This window comes from Escherichia sp. MOD1-EC6098 (assembly GCF_002965865.1).
GTDB classification, from domain to species: Bacteria; Pseudomonadota; Gammaproteobacteria; order Enterobacterales; family Enterobacteriaceae; genus Escherichia; species Escherichia marmotae.
The window spans coordinates 1-20,924 of sequence record NZ_PTSN01000021.1 but is presented as its reverse complement, the minus strand read 5'-3'; the positions used below and the strand labels follow the sequence as shown (position 1 = coordinate 20,924).

Here is a 20,924-nt window from a genome sequence, read left to right as displayed (position 1 = left end):
CAGTTTTCACACTTAAGTCTTACGTAAACAGGAGAAGTACAATGGAGATTACCACTCTTCAAATTGTGCTGGTATTTATCGTAGCCTGTATCGCAGGTATGGGATCTATCCTCGATGAATTTCAGTTTCACCGTCCGTTAATCGCCTGTACCCTGGTGGGTATCGTTCTTGGGGATATGAAAACCGGTATTATTATCGGTGGTACTCTGGAAATGATCGCTCTGGGCTGGATGAATATCGGTGCCGCAGTTGCGCCTGACGCCGCTCTGGCTTCTATCATTTCTACCATTCTGGTTATTGCAGGTCATCAGAGCATCGGTGCCGGTATCGCGCTGGCAATCCCGCTGGCCGCTGCGGGCCAGGTGCTGACCATCATCGTTCGTACCATCACCGTTGCTTTCCAGCACGCTGCGGATAAGGCGGCTGAGAATGGCAACCTGACGGCAATTTCCTGGATCCACGTTTCTTCGCTGTTCCTGCAAGCGATGCGTGTGGCTATCCCGGCCGTAATTGTTGCGCTGTCTGTAGGCACCAGTGAAGTTCAGAACATGCTGAACGCCATTCCGGAAGTGGTGACCAATGGTCTGAACATTGCTGGCGGCATGATCGTGGTTGTTGGTTATGCAATGGTTATCAACATGATGCGTGCAGGCTACCTGATGCCGTTCTTCTACCTCGGCTTCGTAACCGCAGCATTCACCAACTTTAACCTGGTTGCTCTGGGTGTAATTGGTACTGTTATGGCAGTGCTCTACATCCAACTTAGCCCGAAATATAACCGCGTAGCTGGTGCGCCTGTTCAGGCTGCTGGTAGCAACGATCTCGATAACGAACTGGACTAACAGGTGAGCGAAATGGTTGATACAACTAAAACTACCACCGAGAAAAAACTCACTCCGAGTGATATTCGTGGCGTCTTCCTGCGTTCTAACCTCTTCCAGGGTTCATGGAACTTCGAACGTATGCAGGCACTGGGTTTCTGCTTCTCTATGGTTCCGGCGATTCGTCGCCTCTACCCTGAGAACAATGATGCCCGTAAACAGGCGATTAAACGTCACCTCGAATTCTTTAACACCCAACCGTTCGTGGCTGCGCCAATTCTGGGCGTAACCCTGGCGCTGGAAGAACAGCGTGCTAACGGCGCAGAGATCGACGACGGTGCTATCAACGGTATCAAAGTAGGTCTGATGGGTCCGCTGGCAGGCGTGGGTGACCCGATCTTCTGGGGTACGGTACGTCCGGTTTTTGCAGCACTGGGAGCCGGTATCGCGATGAGTGGCAGCCTGTTAGGTCCGCTGCTGTTCTTTATCTTGTTTAACCTGGTGCGTCTGGCAACACGTTACTACGGCGTAGCGTATGGTTACTCCAAAGGTATCGATATCGTTAAAGATATGGGTGGCGGCTTCCTGCAGAAACTGACGGAAGGGGCGTCTATTCTCGGCCTGTTTGTCATGGGGGCGTTGGTTAACAAGTGGACACATGTCAACATCCCTCTGGTCGTCTCTCGCATCACCGACCAGACGGGTAAAGAGCACGTTACCACTGTCCAGACCATTCTTGACCAGTTAATGCCAGGCCTGGTGCCGCTGCTGCTGACCTTTGCCTGTATGTGGCTGCTGCGCAAAAAAGTTAACCCGCTGTGGATTATCGTTGGCTTCTTCGTCATTGGTATCGCTGGTTACGCTTGCGGCCTGCTGGGACTGTAATACTGTTGTACACTACCGGGGCCTTTTGGCCCCGTTTTTTTATCTGGAGGATTAATGACAATCACGGAACTGGTACTGATTCTGTTCATCGCCGCACTGCTTGCTTTTGCGATATACGATCAGTTCATCATGCCCCGCCGCAACGGCCCCACCCTGCTGGCAATTCCTTTGCTCCGGCGCGGTCGTATCGATAGCGTTATCTTTGTCGGGCTGATTGTCATTCTTATCTATAACAATGTAACCAGCCATGGCGCACAAATAACCACCTGGTTATTAAGTGCACTGGCGCTAATGGGATTTTATACTTTCTGGATCCGGGTTCCGAAAATCATCTTCAAACAAAAAGGGTTTTTCTTCGCCAATGTTTGGATTGAATATAGCCGAATTAAAGCGATGAACTTATCGGAAGATGGTGTACTGGTGATGCAATTAGAACAGCGCCGTTTGTTAATCCGCGTCCGAAATATCGACGATCTGGAAAAGATTTATAAACTTCTAGTTTCAACTCAATAAGTTATCAACTTAGCCAAAGCTATGTGTAGTGTATTTTTAATAACCAGACATAGCTTAGGCTATATTACGCCGTCCCTTATTTGTTATTATTTTTAACGTTTTATTGATATATAAATCTAAATGAAAATCGTTATCAGTAATAGCAATGGAATAATATATTCTGACAGTTGTTTTATATTCTCAAAATATGTTAAGGTTGCGCCCTCATTTGGGGAGTAGCCGATTTCCAGACTCCGGAAATGTACGTGTCAACATACTCGTTGCAAAACGTGGCGCGTACGGACTGAACATTTTCAGTCAGGCGAGACCATATGCACATCAATCGCTATGCCTGCATGAGCGCTTCTTGTCGTTCGTGTGTGCATATTTGCTGGGGGCGATGATGTGTTTTATGGATACCCCGGTCAGGACATTGTCATGAATATCACTGCTACTGTTCTTCTTGCTTTTGGTATGTCGATGGATGCCTTTGCTGCATCAATCGGTAAAGGTGCCACCCTCCATAAACCGAAATTTTCTGAAGCTCTGCGAACTGGCCTTATTTTCGGTGCCGTCGAAACGCTGACGCCGCTGATTGGCTGGGGGATGGGCATGTTGGCCAGCCGTTTTGTCCTCGAGTGGAACCACTGGATTGCGTTTGTACTGCTGATATTCCTCGGCGGGCGAATGATTATTGAGGGTTTTCGCGGTGGAGATGATGAAGATGAAGAACCGCGTCGTCGTCACGGTTTCTGGTTGCTGGTGACTACCGCAATTGCCACCAGCCTGGATGCAATGGCTGTTGGTGTTGGTCTGGCCTTCCTGCAAGTGAACATTATCGCGACTGCGCTGGCGATTGGCTGCGCCACCTTAATCATGTCAACATTAGGCATGATGGTGGGCCGCTTTATCGGTTCAATTATTGGGAAAAAAGCGGAAATTCTTGGCGGGCTGGTGCTTATTGGCATTGGCGTCCAGATCCTCTGGACGCACTACCACAGCTAATTTATTCGTTGCCAGACGTGAATATTAAAATCCGTCTGGCAATTAAATTCTTCTTTTGCTGCCAACGCTTGCCAGACCTCTGGCTTTGCGCGCCAGGCAAACGGCGTCATCTGTAACAACGCAACCGCCTCATCTCCGCGCAGGCGCATCGGATAATGTAATTCATTACTCCGCTGCAGCTCAAAACCATCCAGTTTCTCAGCATGGGGCGCATGTAGATGTACTTCGTCGTAAATTAAACCCTTCAGCTCCATTAAATGCCGTGGCCCAGGAGTAGCGGTAATGACCCACCCACCCGGTTTGACTACTCGCGCTAATTCTTCTGCTTTGCACGGTGCGTAGATACGGATAATGGCATCCATACTGGCATCAGAAAACGGCAGACGGTGGCTGGAAGCGACACAAAAGGTGACCTGCTGATAGCGTTTCGCAGCAGCTTTAATCGCGACCTTAGAGACATCCAGACCAAAAGTCGTCACGCCAGGTAAGACATCGGCAAAAGCATGGGTGTAGTACCCTTCCCCACAACCAATATCCAGTATCGCCGTTGCGTGCTGCTCAAGACATTCACACAATTGAGCGACAATCGCATCGCGAAGCGGCTGATAATGACCGGCATCTAAAAATGTACGCCGCGCTTGCATCATTTCCGCACTATCGCCCGGATCGCGAGAACGTTTATGCTGAACGGGCAGCAAATTAACATATCCCTCTTTCGCCATATCAAATTGATGCCGTTGGGGACAGATATAGCTGTTTTTTTCAAGCGCTAAAGGCTGATGACAAAGTGGACAGGAAAATGACATGACAACTCCGGCAGGATACTAAAGGCCGCAAGTGTAACGCGAATCGCACGACTGGCAAATATCCGGAGACAGGAACGAAAATAAAACAAAGTAAAAAGCCTCGCAAATTCGACGAGGCTTTATAGCGAGATTGAAGCGCGTTTACACTTCAGATCAGTGGATTCGATCAGATAGCTGTTACGTTAACAGCCGCCGGACCTTTCTGGCCGTCCTGAATTTCGAACTCAACGTTCTGGCCTTCGGCCAGAGTTTTGAAGCCATTACCCTGGATAGCAGAGAAGTGTACGAACACATCTTTGCTGCCATCTGCCGGAGTAATGAAGCCAAAACCTTTAGACTCGTTGAACCACTTAACCTGACCTTTAATCTTTGCCATTTGAAAAATTCCTTAGATTGTTTTCTTCGCCCGCAGGCATTACAGAGATAAAACTGACACATTACTGCATGAGGCACTAATATAAGGCTCGGCAGAGAAGCGGTATTCAACGACAACGTGTTTACTCAGGACTTCTTTACTGAAAATGCCACACATAAACAGAACTGTACCTCGTTTAACCCGAAACTGTTATCACATACAACGTTAATTATGGCAAGCCATTTTTAAACATGTCTCGATCAGCCGCACAAATCTCGATACGCCTTCCACTTTTTTTGCACACTTATGCAACGGAATACGTGCCGATATATCGATGCACTTAACCATACCATTACACGCAGATACTTGACCTGATGCAGTTTCTAACATAGTTCAATAAGTTCAGTTCTTCCAGAGCAGCAGTACAAGTTATTACGCAATGCGAGCGATATCACTTTTTATGATATATAACGAATAAAATGTTATATAACTTCACCCAATAAAACAGATAGTTAACAACATACACAGGTGAAATGAAGAAACCAGACTTAATGCTCATTATTAATTTAAAATAAGAAAAATTGATGAATTACTAAAAAGTGAAGGGAGAAACGTTTCGCTAATAAATAATACCGCAATTGATCACAATTCCGATGTAAACATCCCAATAGCTTAGTGCGATTAATATCTTTTTCCGATACCGCTATTATGAAATAAATAACACGATAAATAATCGAAGTCAGACCAGAGTATTAATTTGAATCAATTGCACCACTATAGTGCGGATAAGATGAGTAACCCATCAGCATTAGGGCTACTCAAATTTTGAGGAAAGATTACCGTTCCGCTACCAGGCGGATGATATCTTCATCTTCAGCCGTTTTTAGGTTCTCAGCAGTATTCGCATCCGTTTTTTCAGGTTCGTTTGCTTCGCACAAACGACGTAACAGTGCATTTTGCCGTTTTTGCTGTTCCAGCAATGCCTCAAGAAGTTCAATCTGTTCGTTAGTCCGTGAACTGGCACGGTTGATGAAAAACCACAAGATGAGCCCAATAGCGAGAATTACCACCGATACAACCAAAGACGCAACGTTCATTACGCCTGAATTTACAACTTCGTTCATTTCACCACCTCTAAGTAGAGGTGTCATTCTACCACTGCCACACAGGAAGGAAATCTACTGCTGAAAAAATGATATCACCACGGGATAAATTGATTGATGGCACAAATTCCGCTGAAAAATTGTACATCCTGATCGCACATCATGTTGAATACCTGCGCCCATAGCAGCAAGCAAGCCAGCACAGCAACAACCAGAACGACCCATCGAAACTTTTTCACTCCATTCTCCGTTTAACCTACCTTATGTCATTAAACTATCATGCGTTAGTTAAACAGCGCCTAACCATGTCGATATTCGTGCTTTTTCGGAACTATACGCTTGCTTCAGTCCATATTACCGCTACGATTAAGCGAACAAAAAAGAGAAGAGGTCATAATGCGATTCATTATTCGCACAATTATGTTGATAGCACTGGTATGGACAGGATTATTACTAAGCGGATATGGTGTTCTGATTGGAAGCAAGGAAAATGCCGCTGGGTTAGGGTTGCAATGCACCTATCTGACGGCCCGGGATACCAGTACGGTACAATACCTGCACACTAAAAGTGGTTTTTTCGGGATAACCGATTGCCCACTGTTACGTAAAAACAATATCGTCGTCGATAATGGCTAATAGATTAAGGTATAAATACCCACATTAAACTCAATGAATAAAACGTACACTTATCACCAACGTATACGATATTACGCCAGCCATCAGTAACTTTATTTACCCCCCACCAGATAAGAACCTGTCTGAATATTATACAGACAGGTTCTAACTCTAATCAGAACGGATAGTCGTGATACCCCATTTGCGAGGAAATTTTACGTGCGGCCGTATGCAACATAGCTACGTACTCCTGCAAACGCTCTTCAGAGAAACGCAGCGTTGGGAAGGAGATGCTCAGACCGGCAATAACCACACCAAAGCGGTCAAATACCGGAACCGCGATACAGCGTAGTCCTTCTTCCTGCTCTTCGTTATCTTCACCATAACCTTGCTCGCGCACCTGGTCCAACACCGGTAGTAACGCTTCGGTACTGGTAATGGTACGATCGGTACTGCGTTTATACTCAACGCCCTCAAGGATCTGCTTCACTTCATCACGATCGCGCCAGGCCAGCAGCACTTTACCAATCGCGGTGCTGTAAAGCGGATTACGACGACCAATCCGTGAATACATGCGCAAATTGTACATAGAGTCAATTTTGTGGATGTAAACAATGCTGTCTTCGTCCAGTGCGCCAAGGTGGATGGTTTCTTTCGTCAGGCGGGAGATTTCGCGCATCTGGATATCTGCGCTACGAATGAGATCGACGTTTTGTAAGGCACGAGCCCCCAACTCAAACAATTTCAGGGTCAGAGAATATTTCTCCGACTCCCCTTCCTGCGCCACATACCCCAGGGTTTTCATGGTCTGTAAAAAGCGATAAACGGTGCTTTTTGACATCATGACGCGCTGTGACAGCTCGGTTATCCCTATTTCGCGCTCTTCGCCCAGCGCCTGTAAAATGCCAAAAACCTTCAGTACAGAAGATACAGAATCAGGCTGTTTATCCAGATCTGCGTTAGCCATTTATCACCTCATTGCGAGTGTTTTATAAAAATCAGAACTGTTTTTTATTATAATTTCGCGCCTGGGTGGTCGCAATCCATCTTTTGCCGGTTAGTTACAATTCTGCGACATCCGCCGTGAATATCAGTGCTAGAATCATAACCCTGTTGATTATCATCCAAAGATATAAAATTCCTATGCCAAAAGTTCAGGCCGATGGCCTGCCGTTGCCTCAGCGATACGGCGCGATTTTAACCATTATTATCGGTATTTCGATGGCGGTCCTCGACGGCGCTATCGCCAACGTCGCCTTGCCAACTATTGCTACTGATCTTCACGCCACGCCAGCCAGTTCTATTTGGGTGGTGAATGCCTATCAAATCGCGATTGTCGTCTCCCTGCTTTCGTTTTCGTTTCTGGGAGATATGTTTGGCTATCGACGCATTTATAAATGCGGCCTGGTCGTATTTCTGCTGTCATCGTTGTTCTGTGCCCTTTCTGATTCGCTGCAAATGCTAACTCTGGCGCGTGTAATACAAGGTTTTGGTGGCGCAGCACTAATGAGCGTCAATACTGCTCTTATCCGGCTAATCTATCCACAGCGTTTTCTGGGGCGGGGAATGGGAATTAACTCGTTTATTGTCGCCGTCTCCTCTGCTGCCGGGCCAACTATCGCCGCGGTAATCCTCTCCATCGCGTCATGGAAGTGGCTATTTTTAATCAACGTACCGTTGGGTATTATCGCCCTGCTTCTGGCAATGCGTTTTCTGCCACCTAATGGTTCTCGTGCCAGTAAACCACGTTTTGACCTGCCCAGCGCCGTGATGAACGCGTTAACATTTGGTCTGCTTATTACCGCGTTGAGTGGTTTTGCTCAGGGGCAATCGCTGACGTTGATTGGTGTAGAACTGGCGGTAATGGTTGTCGTTGGTATTTTCTTTATTCGTCGTCAGCTTTCTCTTCCCGTGCCGCTGTTGCCAGTGGATTTACTGCGTATTCCGCTTTTTTCACTGTCTATTTGCACGTCTATTTGCTCTTTCTGCGCACAGATGCTGGCAATGGTCTCCCTGCCCTTTTATCTGCAAACGGTGCTCGGACGTAGTGAAGTGGAAACAGGTCTACTTCTGACCCCATGGCCGCTGGCAACAATGGTGATGGCACCGCTGGCAGGTTATCTGATAGAACGCGTGCATGCTGGGTTACTTGGAGCTTTAGGGTTGTTTATTATGGCGGCGGGGCTTTTTTCGCTGGTTCTCTTGCCTGCTTCACCTGCCGATATCAATATCATCTGGCCTATGATCTTGTGCGGTGCCGGTTTTGGATTATTCCAGTCACCCAATAACCACACCATTATTACTTCCGCCCCGCGGGAACGTAGCGGCGGTGCCAGTGGCATGTTAGGTACGGCTCGTCTGCTTGGTCAGAGTAGTGGCGCAGCGTTGGTGGCACTGATGTTAAATCAGTTTGGTGATAATGGTACGCACGTCTCGCTGATGACCGCGGCTATTCTGGCAGTAATCGCTGCCGGTGTTAGTGGTTTACGGATCACCCAGCCACGATCCCAGGCATAAAAAAAGCGCGTCAACCTGGACGCGCTTTTTGAGTATTTATTTCATCTTACTTCAGGTATTCACCCGTGCGCAGAGCCTCAATACGTTTATCCAGCGGCGGGTGGGTCATGAACAGCTCGCTCAGCGATTTTGACTTACCGTTAATGCAGAAAGCCATCATGCTGGTTGCTTCTTGCGGTTCATAGCTGGTTTTCAGGCGCTGTAGCGCAGCAATCATTTTTTCACGGCCAACCAATTTGGCTGAACCGGCATCAGCGTGAAATTCACGGTGACGCGAGAACCACATGGTGATAATGCTCGCCAGAATACCAAACACTAACTCCAGTACCGTCGCAACTGCAAAGTAGATCAGCGGGTTGCCGTTACTCTCTTCGCCTTCGTCGCGGTTACCGCCCATGAAGCCAGCGGCCAGTTGTGCCAGAATACGGGAAATAAAGATAACAAAGGTGTTCACCACGCCCTGAATCAGCGTCATGGTAACCATGTCACCATTAGCAATGTGGCTAATTTCGTGGGCAATTACCGCCTCGGCTTCATCCGGGCTCATGTTTTGCAACAAACCCGTGCTGACAGCAACCAGAGAGGCATCCCGGCGCGCACCGGTTGCAAAAGCGTTAATGTCCGGCGCATGGTAGATAGCCACTTGTGGCATAGCAATCCCAGCCTGACGCGCCTGAGTTGCAACAGTATTGATCAGCCAACGTTCCCTTTCGTTACGCGGTTGCTCGATCACTTCCCCGCCAACAGATCGTAATGCCATCCATTTGGACATCAGAAGCGAAACGAAGGAACCACCGAAGCCGAACAGCAAGGCCATAATCATCAGCCCCTGAACGCTGCTCGACTGTATCCCTGTCAGGCTCAGTACCAGCCCGAAAACGACCATAACGGCCAGGTTCGTTAGCAGGAAGAGCGCGATTCGCATCATAATTTTCTTTTTACCTCAGTTTAACAAAACGCAATATGCGATACCCACATCGTATGGGTTACTCGACTATTTTCAAGTCTGGATAGAGCGTAAGTCACCAGAAAGACACAACTTTACATTTTGTAGCATCTGATTTACGGCATCTTGCCGCTGTTAAAAAATCAGGCACAATTTCTTGTGCCTGATTGATGTTACTTGACGGGAGCGGGCTGTTCCACGGGTCTGGCTTTTTCCAGACGCGCCAAATCAAGCGCGATGTTCACTGTCTCATCCAGATATGGATCCGGCTCCTTATAATCTTTTGGCAGATCATCCAGTTTCTTCAATGCCGGTTTTCCTTCGCGTTTAAAGCGATCGTTCAACCGCGCCAGACGCGTCGCATCATCTTCGTTATTCTCTTTTTCACGCACGGCGTAGTTCAGAGAGACGATGTTACGCTTATCCTTCATGGCGTTGAAGCGAGCGATATCCTTCATGATATTCTGGAATTCAGGATCCTTCGCGATACGCGCATTATGTTCCTTCAACAACTCCGGCTCAAATGCCGTTAAGTCTCCTGATTTCACATAGGTTGCTGCGTCGATGCTATCCCACGGCAGCGCATTATCTTCGAATTTCTCACCCGTTTCCGTCTCTTCATTGCCCGTAGGCATGATGATATCTGGCGTTACGCCCTTACGTTGCGTACTGCCACCGTTAACGCGATAGAATTTCTGGATTGTATATTGTACTGAGCCTAACGCAGGCCATTCTGGGCGCAACATCTGATCGTAGATGCGGTTCAGAGAGCGATACTGCTGGACTGTGCCTTTACCAAATGTCGGCTCGCCCACAACCAGCGCGCGACCATAATCCTGCATTGCGGCAGCAAAGATTTCCGAAGCCGAAGCACTGAAACGGTCAACCAGCACCACCAGCGGGCCTTTATAGAAGACCTGGCCGTCGGTATCACTGTCTTCACGGACTTTACCGTTGTTATCGCGAACCTGCACAATCGGACCTGATGGGATAAACAAACCAGAGAGCGATACCGCTTCAGTCAACGCACCGCCACCGTTGCTACGCAGGTCGATGATGACACTGCTGACATTTTGTTTTTCCAGTTTCTGCAGTTGAACTTTGACATCGTCCGTCAAGCCAACATAGAAGCCCGGAATATCCAGCACACCGACTTTTTCTTTGCCAACCGTCTTCACAGACATTTTAACGGCACGGTCTTCCAGACGAATGCGCTCACGCGTCAACGTCACCGTGCGGGTTTTAGTGCCTTTACCCGCAGGTAAAATTTCAAGACGAACCTTACTGCCCTTCGGCCCTTTGATTAAGGCAACAACATCATCAAGACGCCAACCGATCACATCAACCATCGGTTTACCGGTTTGTCCGACCCCGACAATTTTGTCACCAACGCTAATCGCTTTACTTTTCGCAGCCGGACCACCCGCCACCATCGAATTGATAACGGTGTAGTCATCATCCATTTGCAACACTGCGCCAATACCTTCCAGCGATAAGCTCATTTCAGTATTGAACTGTTCGGTATTGCGCGGGGAAAGGTAGTTGGTATGCGGATCAATTTCGCGTGCGAAAGCCGTCATTGCCAGCGAGAAAACATCTTCGCTGTTAGTTTGCGCCAGGCGGCGAATAGCAAATTTGTAACGACGCGTCAGGGTTTCACGAATTTCTTTATCCGTTTTTCCCGCCAGCTTCAGGCTTAACTCGTCGAATTTAACTTTGCTGTCCCACAGCGCGTTTAACTCAGCCTCATTTTTCGGCCAGGGCGCTTTGCTGCGGTCAAGGTTATAAGAATCATTACCGGTAAAATCCATCGGTTTTTCCAGTACCGACAACGCATACTGGTAACGTTCGAAGCGGCGTTTTTGCGCCAGATTGTAAAGATCGTAGAAAACGTCGAGTTTGCCGGAACGAAGTTCATCGCCCAACTCGGTTTTCTTTTTCGCGAATTGTTCGACATCGCTAGCCAACAGCACGTTGTGGCTGTAATCAAGCAGATTCAGGTAGCGGTCAAAGATTTTGGCCGAGAACGCCTGATCGAGGTCGAATTGTCGATAATGGGAACGGGTGAAGCGCGACGTTACGCGCTCACTCACAGTTGCATGCTGCGTCTCTTCCTTTAATACCGGAATCTGATCAGCACGCGTAATATCTTCTACAGCGAAGGTCTGGCCTGCTATTGCAAGCAGGCCAGCTAACGCGGTAAGCCTAAAAAACATGTTCATGCCTGGCCCGGCCTCCGTTTCAGAACACCAGGTGTTCTGCGCGCACAATCAAAGACATACCCGAATTCAGTTGGACGCGGACGCCGTCTTTGGTGATTTCTAATACGGTGGCATCCATCGCGTTTTGACCAGCTTTCACCTTCAGGGCTTGTCCGACAGTCAGAGCTGAAATGTCAGAAACCGGGGTATGCTGTTCTTCGCGAGGTGCTTTTACTGTTTTTGGCGCTTTCTCAGCCGGTTTTTGCGCACGAGGTTTGCGCTCGGCGCCTTCTTTACGGCGTTGCGCAGCAGGACGTGGTTTACGTTCACGACGTGGTGCATCTTCTTTCTCACCAGCAGCGATGGCAGCTTCGCGTTTTTTAGCTTGCTGTTCAGCACGCTGGGCCTGAACGCGCGCTTTCGCTTCTTCAAGCTGCTTGCGAGCATGTTCTACATGTTGCTCGTCCAGCTCACCGCAAGGGTTGCCGTCAAGATCGACACGCGTCGCGCCTGGTTTAACACCATACAGGTAGCGCCAGCTCGAAGTGTAGAGACGTAAAGCGGATCGCAGTTGCGTTTTGCTCAGGTTCATTTCCCCGGCAACACGATCGACCAAATCCTGAAAAATACCGATTTTCAGCGGACGCGCTTCACCTTCCGCACTGAAACAGTGGGGAAAACGTTCGGCCAGAAACGCGATTACTTCTTTACTGCTATTCAACTTAGGTTGATTTTCCATGAAATTTCCTGATTACAACGGACGTAGCCAACAAGCGCAGGCATGAACAGGCGTCATTATAATGACGCCATCAGTAAATGCTACGTTATCCGTTGATTATCCTGCGACGCTCGCAAAGAATTTTTTGTAATCCGTCGTTGCAAGCACCTTTTCAAGCTGTGCCACAAGCTGACGTAAGCCTTGTTCGTCCTCGTCGGTGAAGCGACCGAAGACGGTACTGTCGATGTCGAGAACGCCAATAATCTGATTTTTCACCACCAACGGTAGAACAATTTCAGAATTACTCGCCGCATCACAGGCAATATGTCCATCGAATGCGTGAACATCCTCGATTCGCTGTACTTCGTTACGGGCAACCGCGGTGCCACACACGCCGCGCCCGACGGGGATCCGTACGCAGGCAATTTTGCCCTGAAACGGTCCGAGAACCAACGTCTCATCTTCGAGTAGATAAAACCCCGCCCAATTTACGTCGGCCAGACGTTCGTATAATAACGCGCTGGTATTAGCCAGTGTTGCCAGAAAACTGGTTTCTCCCGCCATCAGCGCATTAAAGTCGCGGTTTAAGTCCGCGTAAAATTCTGTTTTGTTCATTATATAATCACTTGGTTGTCTTACCTGGAACTGCCAGCCTATTAAAATAAGCATTAAATGCGTTAATGCTCAAGATCATTCCCATCATGAGTTAAGATTAGTGTTAATTCTTATTACATTTGGCGCGTCATGGCTCTTTACACCCCACAAGTTACGCCAACAAAAAAAATAACAGTGAGATCAATTGGCGAAGCGTTGCCGCATGGTGATTACCAACGCTGCCCGCAATGTGACATGCTGTTCAGCCTGCCAGAGATAAATTCACACCAAAGTGCCTATTGCCCACGCTGCCAGGCAAAAATCCGTGACGGACGCGACTGGTCGCTAACGCGCCTGGCGGCAATGGCCTTCACAATGCTGTTGCTGATGCCTTTTGCGTGGGGCGAACCACTATTGCATATCTGGTTGTTAGGTATTCGTATTGACGCCAACGTAATGCAAGGCATCTGGCAAATGACCAAACAGGGAGATGCGGTAACGGGCGCAATGGTTTTTTTCTGCGTTATCGGTGCCCCCCTCATTCTGGTGACATCTATTGCCTGGTTGTGGTTTGGTAATCGGCTGGGAATGAATTTACGTCCGGTGTTGCTGATGCTTGAGCGGCTGAAAGAGTGGGTAATGCTGGATATCTACCTGGTCGGCATTGCCGTTGCCTCTATAAAGGTGCAGGACTATGCCCATATCCAGGCCGGTGTCGGCCTATTCTCTTTTGTAGCGCTGGTTATTTTAACGACGGTGACGTTGTCACATCTTAATGTTGAACAGTTGTGGGAGCGATTTTACCCTGAACGCCCTGCCACGCGTAGGGATAAAAAACTACGCGTTTGTCTGGGGTGTCACTTTACCGGCTACCCTGATCCGCGCGGTCGCTGTCCCCGTTGCCATATCCCGCTTCGCCTGCGTCGCCATCATAGTATTCAAAAATGTTGGGCGGCGCTGTTAGCTTCAATCATCTTGTTGTTTCCTGCCAACCTGTTACCTATTTCGATCATTTATCTGAACGGTGGTCGACAAGAAGATACGATCCTTTCCGGGATTATGTCGCTGGCGAACAGCAATATTGCCGTTGCCGGAATCGTATTTATCGCCAGTATTCTGGTGCCATTTACCAAAGTGATTGTTATGTTCACTTTATTGTTGAGCATTCATTTTAAGTGCCAACAGGGGTTACGTACACGAATAATGTTACTGCGAATAGTGACCTGGATTGGCCGCTGGTCGATGCTGGATCTGTTTGTCATTTCTTTAACCATGTCGCTGATTAATCGCGATCAAATCCTCGCTTTTACTATGGGACCGGCTGCGTTTTATTTCGGCGCAGCGGTTATTTTGACTATTCTTGCAGTGGAATGGCTGGACAGCCGCTTACTTTGGGATGCACATGAGTCAGGAAACGCCCGCTTCGACGACTGAAGCGCAAATTAAAACTAAACGCCGTATCTCACCTTTCTGGCTACTGCCATTCATCGCGCTAATGATAGCCGGTTGGCTAATTTGGGGGAGTTATCAGGATCGAGGCAATACCGTCACCATCGATTTTATGTCGGCGGATGGCATTGTTCCGGGTCGCACACCTGTTCGCTATCAGGGCGTTGAAGTCGGAACGGTGCAGGATGTCAGTCTGAGCGACGATCTGCGTAAGATTGAAGTGAAGGTCAGCATCAAGTCCGATATGAAAGATGCGTTGCGCGAAGAGACGCAGTTCTGGCTGGTGACGCCAAAAGCTTCGCTGGCAGGTGTTTCCGGGCTGGATGCGCTGGTCGGCGGAAACTATATCGGCATGATGCCAGGTAAAGGTAAAGAGCAAGATCACTTTGTCGCCCTCGATACCCAGCCCAAATATCGGCTGGATAATGGTGATCTTATGATCCATCTGCAAGCCCCCGATCTTGGTTCGCTGAACAGCGGCTCGTTGGTCTATTTCCGCAAAATCCCGGTGGGGCGAGTCTATGACTATGCGATCAATCCCAATAAGCAAGGCGTGGTGATTGATGTCCTGATTGAGCGGCGCTTTACCGACCTGGTGAAAAAAGGCAGTCGCTTCTGGAACGTTTCTGGCGTTGATGCCAATGTCAGTATCAGTGGCGCGAAGGTGAAACTGGAAAGTCTGGCTGCTCTGGTTAACGGTGCGATTGCCTTCGACTCGCCGGAAGAGTCGAAACCTGCCGATCCGGAAGATACCTTTGGTCTGTATGAAGATCTCGCCCACAGCCAGCGTGGGGTGCTCATAAAACTGGATCTGCCAAACGGAGTCGGATTAAGCGCCGATTCAACGCCGCTCATGTACCAGGGACTGGAAGTCGGGCAACTGACCAAACTGAATTTAAATCCAGGTGGCAAAGTTACTGGTGAAATGACCGTTGATCCCAGCGTAGTTACCCTACTTCGTGAAAATACTCGCATTGAGTTACGTAACCCGAAATTATCCCTCAGCGATGCCAATCTGAGTTCCCTACTGACCGGCAAAACCTTCGAACTGGTGCCAGGTAATGGCGAGCCACGCAAAGAGTTTGTTGTTGTGCCTGGCGAGAAAGCCCTGCTGCATGAACCGGATGTTATGACGCTGACCCTGACCGCGCCGGAAAGTTACGGTATTGATGCCGGTCAGCCGTTAATTCTGCATGGTGTACAGGTAGGCCAGGTAATTGAACGTAAACTTACCAGCAAAGGCGTCACCTTTACCGTTGCCATCGAACCGCAGCATCGTGAACTGGTAAAAGGTGACAGCAAATTTGTCGTTAATAGCCGTGTTGACGTGAAAGTGGGACTGGATGGCGTCGAGTTCCTCGGTGCCAGCGCCTCAGAATGGCTCAACGGTGGCATCCGCATTCTGCCGGGCGAAAAAGGCGAGATGAAAGCCAGCTATCCGCTGTATGCCAATCTGGAAAAAGCCCTGGAAAACAGCCTTAGCGATTTGCCTACAACGACCGTGAGTTTGAGCGCGGAAACGCTGCCAGATGTGCAGGCGGGATCGGTAGTGCTGTACCGCAAATTTGAGGTTGGTGAAGTTATTACCGTACGTCCTCGGGCCAATGCCTTTGATATCGATCTGCATATTAAGCCGGAATATCGCAATCTCCTGACCAGCAACAGTGTGTTCTGGGCGGAAGGTGGCGCAAAAGTTCAGCTTAACGGCAGCGGCCTGACCGTACAGGCATCACCGCTTTCACGGGCATTAAAGGGGGCTATCAGTTTCGATAACCTCAGCGGTGCCAGCGCCAGTCAGCGTAAAGGCGACAAGCGAATTCTATATGCTTCCGAAACAGCCGCTCGTGCGGTTGGCGGGCAGATTACGCTCCATGCTTTCGATGCCGGAAAACTGGCTGTTGGTATGCCAATTCGCTATCTCGGTATTGATATCGGGCAGATCCAGACGCTGGATCTGATCACCGCACGCAATGAAGTACAGGCAAAAGCGGTGCTCTATCCGGAATATGTCCAGACCTTCGCCCGCGGAGGTACGCGCTTCTCGGTGGTCACACCACAGATTTCGGCAGCGGGCGTTGAGCACCTTGATACCATCCTTCAGCCGTATATCAATGTCGAACCTGGTCGGGGTAATCCTCGCCGTGACTTTGAGTTGCAAGAAGCCACCATTACCGATTCTCGTTACCTTGATGGCTTAAGCATTATTGTTGAAGCGCCAGAAGCCGGGTCATTAGGCATTGGTACTCCGGTACTGTTCCGTGGTCTGGAAGTAGGTACGGTTACCGGAATGACGCTGGGGACATTGTCAGATCGGGTGATGATTGCGATGCGCATCAGTAAGCGATACCAGCACCTGGTGCGTAACAATTCCGTCTTCTGGCTGGCATCGGGCTACAGTCTGGACTTTGGCCTGACGGGTGGTGTGGTGAAAACCGGCACCTTTAATCAGTTTATCCGTGGAGGGATCGCCTTCGCTACCCCACCAGGAACGCCACTGGCACCGAAAGCTCAGGAAGGCAAACACTTCCTGTTGCTGGAAAGCGAACCGAAAGAGTGGCGTGAATGGGGCACCGCCCTGCCTCGTTAATCTCCTCCTGCTCCGGCGTGCCTGCGCCGGAGCGTTTATGCTAAACTGCGCGCCTGTTTTTTTCCGCTGGTACATACTTGTGGCTCAACACACCGTTTATTTCCCGGACGCCTTTTTGACGCAAATGCGCGAAGCGATGCCTTCGACGCTCTCTTTTGATGATTTTCTCGCCGCCTGCCAGCGCCCGTTGCGCCGCAGCATTCGCGTTAATACGCTGAAAATCTCCGTTGCTGATTTCCTGCAATTAACCGCACCTTACGGCTGGACGTTAACACCGGTTCCCTGGTGTAAGGAAGGTTTCTGGATTGAACGTGACGATGAAGAGGCATTACCGTTGGGCAGTACCGCCGAACATTTAAGTGGCCTGTTTTATATTCAGGAAGCCAGTTCGATGTTACCGGTTGCGGCGTTGTTTGCCGATGGTAACTCCCCGCAACGGGTGATGGATGTGGCGGCTGCGCCGGGATCAAAAACCACGCAGATTGCTGCGAGTATGAATAATGAAGGCGCGATCCTTGCCAATGAGTTTTCCGCCAGCCGGGTAAAGGTGTTACATGCCAATATCAGCCGCTGCGGTATCAGTAACGTAGCTTTAACGCATTTTGATGGCCGCGTGTTTGGTGCAGCATTGCCAGAAATGTTCGACGCCATTTTGCTGGATGCTCCCTGCTCCGGCGAAGGTGTGGTACGTAAAGACCCCGACGCGCTGAAAAACTGGTCACCGGAAAGCAACCTGGAAATCGCCGCCACCCAGCGTGAACTGATTGACAGTGCATTTCATGCCTTACGTCCTGGCGGTACGCTGGTTTACTCGACCTGTACCTTAAACCGTGACGAAAACGAAGCCGTTTGCCTGTGGCTGAAAGAGACTTATCCCGATGCAGTAGAGTTTTTGCCGTTGGGCGATCTCTTCCCTGATGCAAAAAAAGCGCTGACCGAAGAAGGCTTCTTGCACGTCTTCCCACAAATTTATGACTGCGAAGGCTTCTTCGTTGCTCGTCTGCGTAAAACTCAGGCCATTCCTGCCTTACCCGCACCGAAATACAAAGTGGGCAATTTCCCGTTTAGCCCAGTAAAAGATCGCGAAACCGCACAAATTCGGCAGGCGGCTGCGAATGTTGGCTTACAGTGGGACAAAAACCTGCGTCTCTGGCAGCGTGATAAAGAAATCTGGTTATTCCCGGTGGGCATTGAAGCGTTGATCGGTAAAGTCCGATTTTCTCGTCTGGGAGTAAAACTTGCCGAAACGCATAACAAAGGTTACCGCTGGCAGCATGAAGCGGTCATTGCCCTTGCCTCACCCGACCACGCTAACGCGTTTGAACTAACACCACAAGAAGCAGAAGAGTGGTATCGTGGGCGCGATGTTTACCCGCAGACCGCACCAACCGGGGATGATGTGTTGGTCACCTTCCAGCGCCAGCCAATCGGTTTAGCCAAACGTATTGGCTCGCGACTGAAAAACAGTTACCCGCGTGAGCTAGTGCGCGACGGAAAACTTTTTACGGGTAAAGCCTGACAGTACACAAAAAGCGCACGTTTTGACTGGCGAATCTGACTGCCTTGACTAGGCTGAAAAATGGTGCGATCGGACTGGTCGTACCACAACCAGCACTTCAATGGAGAGCACGAAGATGAAAACCAGTGTGCGCATAGGCGCTTTTGAAATCGATGACGGCGAGTTACACGGCGAATCGCCTGGTGACCGAACGTTGACCATTCCCTGTAAATCTGACCCGGATTTATGTATGCAACTGGATGCCTGGGACGCCGACACCAGCATTCCTGCCCTGCTAAACGGCGAACACTCTGTCCTTTACCGTACCCGCTACGATCAACAGTCCGATGCCTGGATTATGCGTCTTGCCTGATCCAAAAAGAACCCGTCGGCATGACGGGTTATTTATCCCGGTTATTTTCCCGTTGTAAAATCTCTCCTAAACTTAACGGTACGGCAACGCACTTCGAGGATGAAATGTTCGCGCTGGTACTTTTTGTTTGCTATCTGGACGCTGGTTGTGAAGATATTGTGGTTGATGTCTACAATACGGAACAGCAGTGCCTCTACTCAATGGACGATCAACGGATCCGCCACGGTGGCTGTTTTCCCGTTGAAGATTTCATTGATGGGTTCTGGCGGCCTGCGCAAGATTACAGTGACTTTTAATTACTGGAGTCGTTCCAACGTGAGTGTTCCACCAAAGACCGCGCCGGTATCAATATAATGCAAGTTACCGATATCTACGCGATGACGTAATGGCGTATGACCAAACCAGAAATGATCAGCGCCGGTAATTCCCTGCCCTTTTCGGCCTTCACGCAATCGCGAGCGACTCCACAACACCTGATGCAGATCGACTTCCTTATGCCACTCATAAATATCATTGGGGTAATCCGCATGGGCGATGACATGCAGTCCGCTACTACAGCTTAATTCAATTATCCACGGCAAAGACCCGCACTTTTCCAGCGCCCTTCTCGCTTGCTCACGTTGGTGCTCTGTCAGTGCGGCAAACCAGTCGCCACCATTCATAAACCACAAAGACATCTGCTGCGATGCCAGCGCATCCATCGCCATCTGCTCATGATTGCCTCTTACCGCCCTGACCCAGCGTTGATCCAGTAATTGCAGGCAACGCAAACTCTCCGGGCCACGATCGATAACGTCACCAACCGAGATTAACAAGTCTTGCCACGGGTCAAACCGGCAGAACCATAATTTCTCTCGCAGTTGCGCCAGGCAGCCATGAATATCACCCACCAGCCAAATATGTCGCCACTGACTACCATCAATTCTCTGATAGATGTGGCCTGCCTGTTTCATCAATTCCTTACTCCCGCGCATAAGATCACATTATTTTAACAAAAATGTTAAAAAAGCCTGGACTGAAGCAGTAGAGTGTGTGTTATGGTTGATTGTGAAGTCAGTGAGGGAAAAGCAGTAATGCCATTATCAAACTGGCTTTATAGATAAAAAGAGACCGAACACGATTCCTGTTTTCGTCAACAAACAAGAAACCCTTTTTAAATTAATGTGTTAAACAAAATCACGCTCATCTTTTAATCCCAAACACGTACCATTGCATATTAATGCATTCAATTAGTTACCATTTTTTTCGAGTTTTTTAGAGAAAATTTCGGGACTATTTCAGACCAATCCAGGCAGAAATAAGCAATCTATGAGTTGAATAATTTCTCAACAATTATGTAAGATTATTTCCGGCTGACTTTCATTCAGTTTCGCATTATCGAACGTACGTCAGCCAGCTGCGGCACGTTCTTGCATACGACGTGCCGCAGCTTCTGTTATTCCACGATAAAATTCCTAACCGAATTCAAATCCTCCAGACTATTCAGTTCATCCTTCATCTCACGCTGGCGACGATATATCTCGTCATTGCGATCGACCTGTGCCTGCGCCATTGCAGTAAGCAGCTCATCCAGTTTCTGCATCGACAGTTTCACCTGCTGGTTTTCCGCATCGCCCCATACCATGGTTTTTCGCGCTGTGTCAGACTTTGATGCCATTACTGCCGGATAAAGACGAGCCATTGAGTCGGGGCCAGCATTCCAGGTACGACCGTTCCATTCGAACGTGAACGGCAGTGCTTCCTGTTCTGTTCGCCACGCCTCGATTTCCCGCTTTTTGGCATCTTTTGCCGCTGCGATAAGTTCAGGCGTGACTGTAAACGGGGCGATTTCACCCCATTTGCCGCTCTGTAACTCTTCCCAGATGCGCTGGCCTGTCGGGGCGCTATCGTCCTGCATGGCGGTATACGGGACGAATTCCCTTTCACCTTCAAATAGCACCTCGCAGTCAACCGCACCAT

At 49.1% G+C, this 20,924-nt stretch carries 23 protein-coding genes; 11 read left to right on the top strand and 12 right to left on the bottom strand.

Annotated features, from left to right (window positions below; genetic code table 11):
* Window positions 1-41 precede the first annotated feature (41 nt).
* The 4 genes from manY to mntP all read left to right on the top strand — a co-directional run bounded on the left by manY (window position 42) and on the right by mntP (window position 3,203).
* Window positions 42-842, top strand: coding sequence for a PTS mannose transporter subunit IIC (gene manY, locus C0K55_RS19975; RefSeq protein ID WP_105266215.1), 801 nt, complete (start codon window positions 42-44; stop codon window positions 840-842).
* Between the two features lie 12 nt (window positions 843-854).
* Entirely contained in the window at window positions 855-1,706 is an 852-nt protein-coding gene (gene manZ, locus C0K55_RS19970) for a PTS mannose transporter subunit IID (protein WP_001516270.1), read from the top strand.
* Window positions 1,707-1,760: 54 nt separating this feature from the next.
* On the top strand, window positions 1,761-2,219 hold the full coding sequence (locus C0K55_RS19965; protein ID WP_000156311.1) for a DUF986 family protein: 459 nt from the start codon (window positions 1,761-1,763) through the stop codon (window positions 2,217-2,219).
* Between the two features lie 417 nt (window positions 2,220-2,636).
* Complete coding sequence (gene mntP, locus C0K55_RS19955) at window positions 2,637-3,203, top strand: manganese efflux pump MntP (RefSeq protein ID WP_001027737.1); 567 nt, start codon at window positions 2,637-2,639, stop codon at window positions 3,201-3,203.
* Here the strand turns inward: mntP and rlmA are convergent.
* From rlmA to mgrB, 5 genes are all read right to left on the bottom strand, one after another.
* Window positions 3,200-4,009, bottom strand: coding sequence for a 23S rRNA (guanine(745)-N(1))-methyltransferase (gene rlmA, locus C0K55_RS19950; protein WP_000010094.1), 810 nt, complete (start codon window positions 4,007-4,009; stop codon window positions 3,200-3,202). The genes mntP and rlmA overlap by 4 nt on opposite strands.
* A 166-nt stretch (window positions 4,010-4,175) precedes the next feature.
* The gene (cspE, locus tag C0K55_RS19945; RefSeq protein WP_001062678.1) at window positions 4,176-4,385 is read right to left on the bottom strand and encodes a transcription antiterminator/RNA stability regulator CspE; all 210 of its coding nucleotides are present in this window, start codon (window positions 4,383-4,385) and stop codon (window positions 4,176-4,178) included.
* A 39-nt stretch (window positions 4,386-4,424) separates the two neighbouring features.
* On the bottom strand, window positions 4,425-4,541 hold the full coding sequence (locus C0K55_RS19940) for a DUF2627 domain-containing protein (protein ID WP_032141266.1): 117 nt from the start codon (window positions 4,539-4,541) through the stop codon (window positions 4,425-4,427).
* Window positions 4,542-5,200: 659 nt separating this feature from the next.
* Window positions 5,201-5,488, bottom strand: a complete 288-nt coding sequence (locus C0K55_RS19930) for a YebO family protein (protein ID WP_001006870.1) — start codon at window positions 5,486-5,488, stop codon at window positions 5,201-5,203.
* Window positions 5,489-5,562: 74 nt separating this feature from the next.
* Window positions 5,563-5,706: a PhoP/PhoQ regulator MgrB gene (gene mgrB, locus C0K55_RS19925; RefSeq protein ID WP_000714549.1), complete on the bottom strand. Its 144-nt coding sequence runs from the start codon at window positions 5,704-5,706 to the stop codon at window positions 5,563-5,565.
* Window positions 5,707-5,863: 157 nt separating this feature from the next.
* Here mgrB and C0K55_RS19920 point away from each other — a divergent pair, with 157 nt between their 5' ends.
* The gene (locus C0K55_RS19920; protein WP_001211005.1) at window positions 5,864-6,103 is read left to right on the top strand and encodes a YobH family protein; all 240 of its coding nucleotides are present in this window, start codon (window positions 5,864-5,866) and stop codon (window positions 6,101-6,103) included.
* Window positions 6,104-6,257: 154 nt separating this feature from the next.
* Here the strand turns inward: C0K55_RS19920 and kdgR are convergent, their stop codons facing one another.
* Window positions 6,258-7,049: a DNA-binding transcriptional regulator KdgR gene (gene kdgR, locus C0K55_RS19915; protein WP_001262177.1), complete on the bottom strand. Its 792-nt coding sequence runs from the start codon at window positions 7,047-7,049 to the stop codon at window positions 6,258-6,260.
* Window positions 7,050-7,225: 176 nt separating this feature from the next.
* Between kdgR and C0K55_RS19910 the strand changes: the two genes are divergently transcribed.
* The gene (locus C0K55_RS19910) at window positions 7,226-8,599 is read left to right on the top strand and encodes an MFS transporter (protein WP_010376166.1); all 1,374 of its coding nucleotides are present in this window, start codon (window positions 7,226-7,228) and stop codon (window positions 8,597-8,599) included.
* Between the two features lie 46 nt (window positions 8,600-8,645).
* Here the strand turns inward: C0K55_RS19910 and htpX are convergent, their stop codons facing one another.
* The 4 genes from htpX to msrC form a co-directional block, all read right to left on the bottom strand.
* Window positions 8,646-9,527 carry a protease HtpX gene (gene htpX / locus C0K55_RS19905; RefSeq protein ID WP_000984500.1) on the bottom strand — a complete coding sequence of 294 codons (882 nt, stop codon included), beginning with the start codon at window positions 9,525-9,527 and terminating at the stop codon, window positions 8,646-8,648.
* Between the two features lie 191 nt (window positions 9,528-9,718).
* Complete coding sequence (gene prc, locus C0K55_RS19900) at window positions 9,719-11,767, bottom strand: carboxy terminal-processing peptidase (protein WP_105266217.1); 2,049 nt, start codon at window positions 11,765-11,767, stop codon at window positions 9,719-9,721.
* Window positions 11,768-11,786: 19 nt separating this feature from the next.
* Complete coding sequence (gene proQ, locus C0K55_RS19895; RefSeq protein ID WP_000431382.1) at window positions 11,787-12,485, bottom strand: RNA chaperone ProQ; 699 nt, start codon at window positions 12,483-12,485, stop codon at window positions 11,787-11,789.
* Window positions 12,486-12,581: 96 nt separating this feature from the next.
* Window positions 12,582-13,079 carry an L-methionine (R)-S-oxide reductase gene (gene msrC, locus C0K55_RS19890; RefSeq protein WP_001043873.1) on the bottom strand — a complete coding sequence of 166 codons (498 nt, stop codon included), beginning with the start codon at window positions 13,077-13,079 and terminating at the stop codon, window positions 12,582-12,584.
* A gap of 129 nt (window positions 13,080-13,208) precedes the next feature.
* Between msrC and yebS the strand changes: the two genes are divergently transcribed.
* The 5 genes from yebS to C0K55_RS19865 all read left to right on the top strand — a co-directional run bounded on the left by yebS (window position 13,209) and on the right by C0K55_RS19865 (window position 19,261).
* The gene (yebS, locus tag C0K55_RS19885; RefSeq protein ID WP_001516266.1) at window positions 13,209-14,492 is read left to right on the top strand and encodes a membrane integrity lipid transport subunit YebS; all 1,284 of its coding nucleotides are present in this window, start codon (window positions 13,209-13,211) and stop codon (window positions 14,490-14,492) included.
* Window positions 14,461-17,094: a lipid-binding membrane homeostasis protein YebT gene (yebT, locus tag C0K55_RS19880; RefSeq protein ID WP_000076949.1), complete on the top strand. Its 2,634-nt coding sequence runs from the start codon at window positions 14,461-14,463 to the stop codon at window positions 17,092-17,094. The genes yebS and yebT overlap by 32 nt, the downstream gene beginning before the upstream one ends.
* Before the next feature lie 79 nt (window positions 17,095-17,173).
* On the top strand, window positions 17,174-18,613 hold the full coding sequence (rsmF, locus tag C0K55_RS19875; RefSeq protein WP_061090891.1) for a 16S rRNA (cytosine(1407)-C(5))-methyltransferase RsmF: 1,440 nt from the start codon (window positions 17,174-17,176) through the stop codon (window positions 18,611-18,613).
* Between the two features lie 115 nt (window positions 18,614-18,728).
* Window positions 18,729-18,965, top strand: a complete 237-nt coding sequence (locus C0K55_RS19870; RefSeq protein WP_001516264.1) for a YebV family protein — start codon at window positions 18,729-18,731, stop codon at window positions 18,963-18,965.
* 104 nt (window positions 18,966-19,069) lie between these two features.
* Window positions 19,070-19,261, top strand: coding sequence for a YebW family protein (locus C0K55_RS19865; protein WP_001516263.1), 192 nt, complete (start codon window positions 19,070-19,072; stop codon window positions 19,259-19,261).
* Here the strand turns inward: C0K55_RS19865 and pphA are convergent, their stop codons facing one another.
* Both pphA and C0K55_RS19850 read right to left on the bottom strand, forming a co-directional pair.
* Entirely contained in the window at window positions 19,262-19,918 is a 657-nt protein-coding gene (pphA, locus tag C0K55_RS19860) for a protein-serine/threonine phosphatase (protein ID WP_000806226.1), read from the bottom strand.
* 482 nt (window positions 19,919-20,400) lie between these two features.
* On the bottom strand, window positions 20,401-20,924 hold a 524-nt coding region (locus C0K55_RS19850), incomplete at its 5' end, for a DUF4376 domain-containing protein (protein ID WP_236942609.1).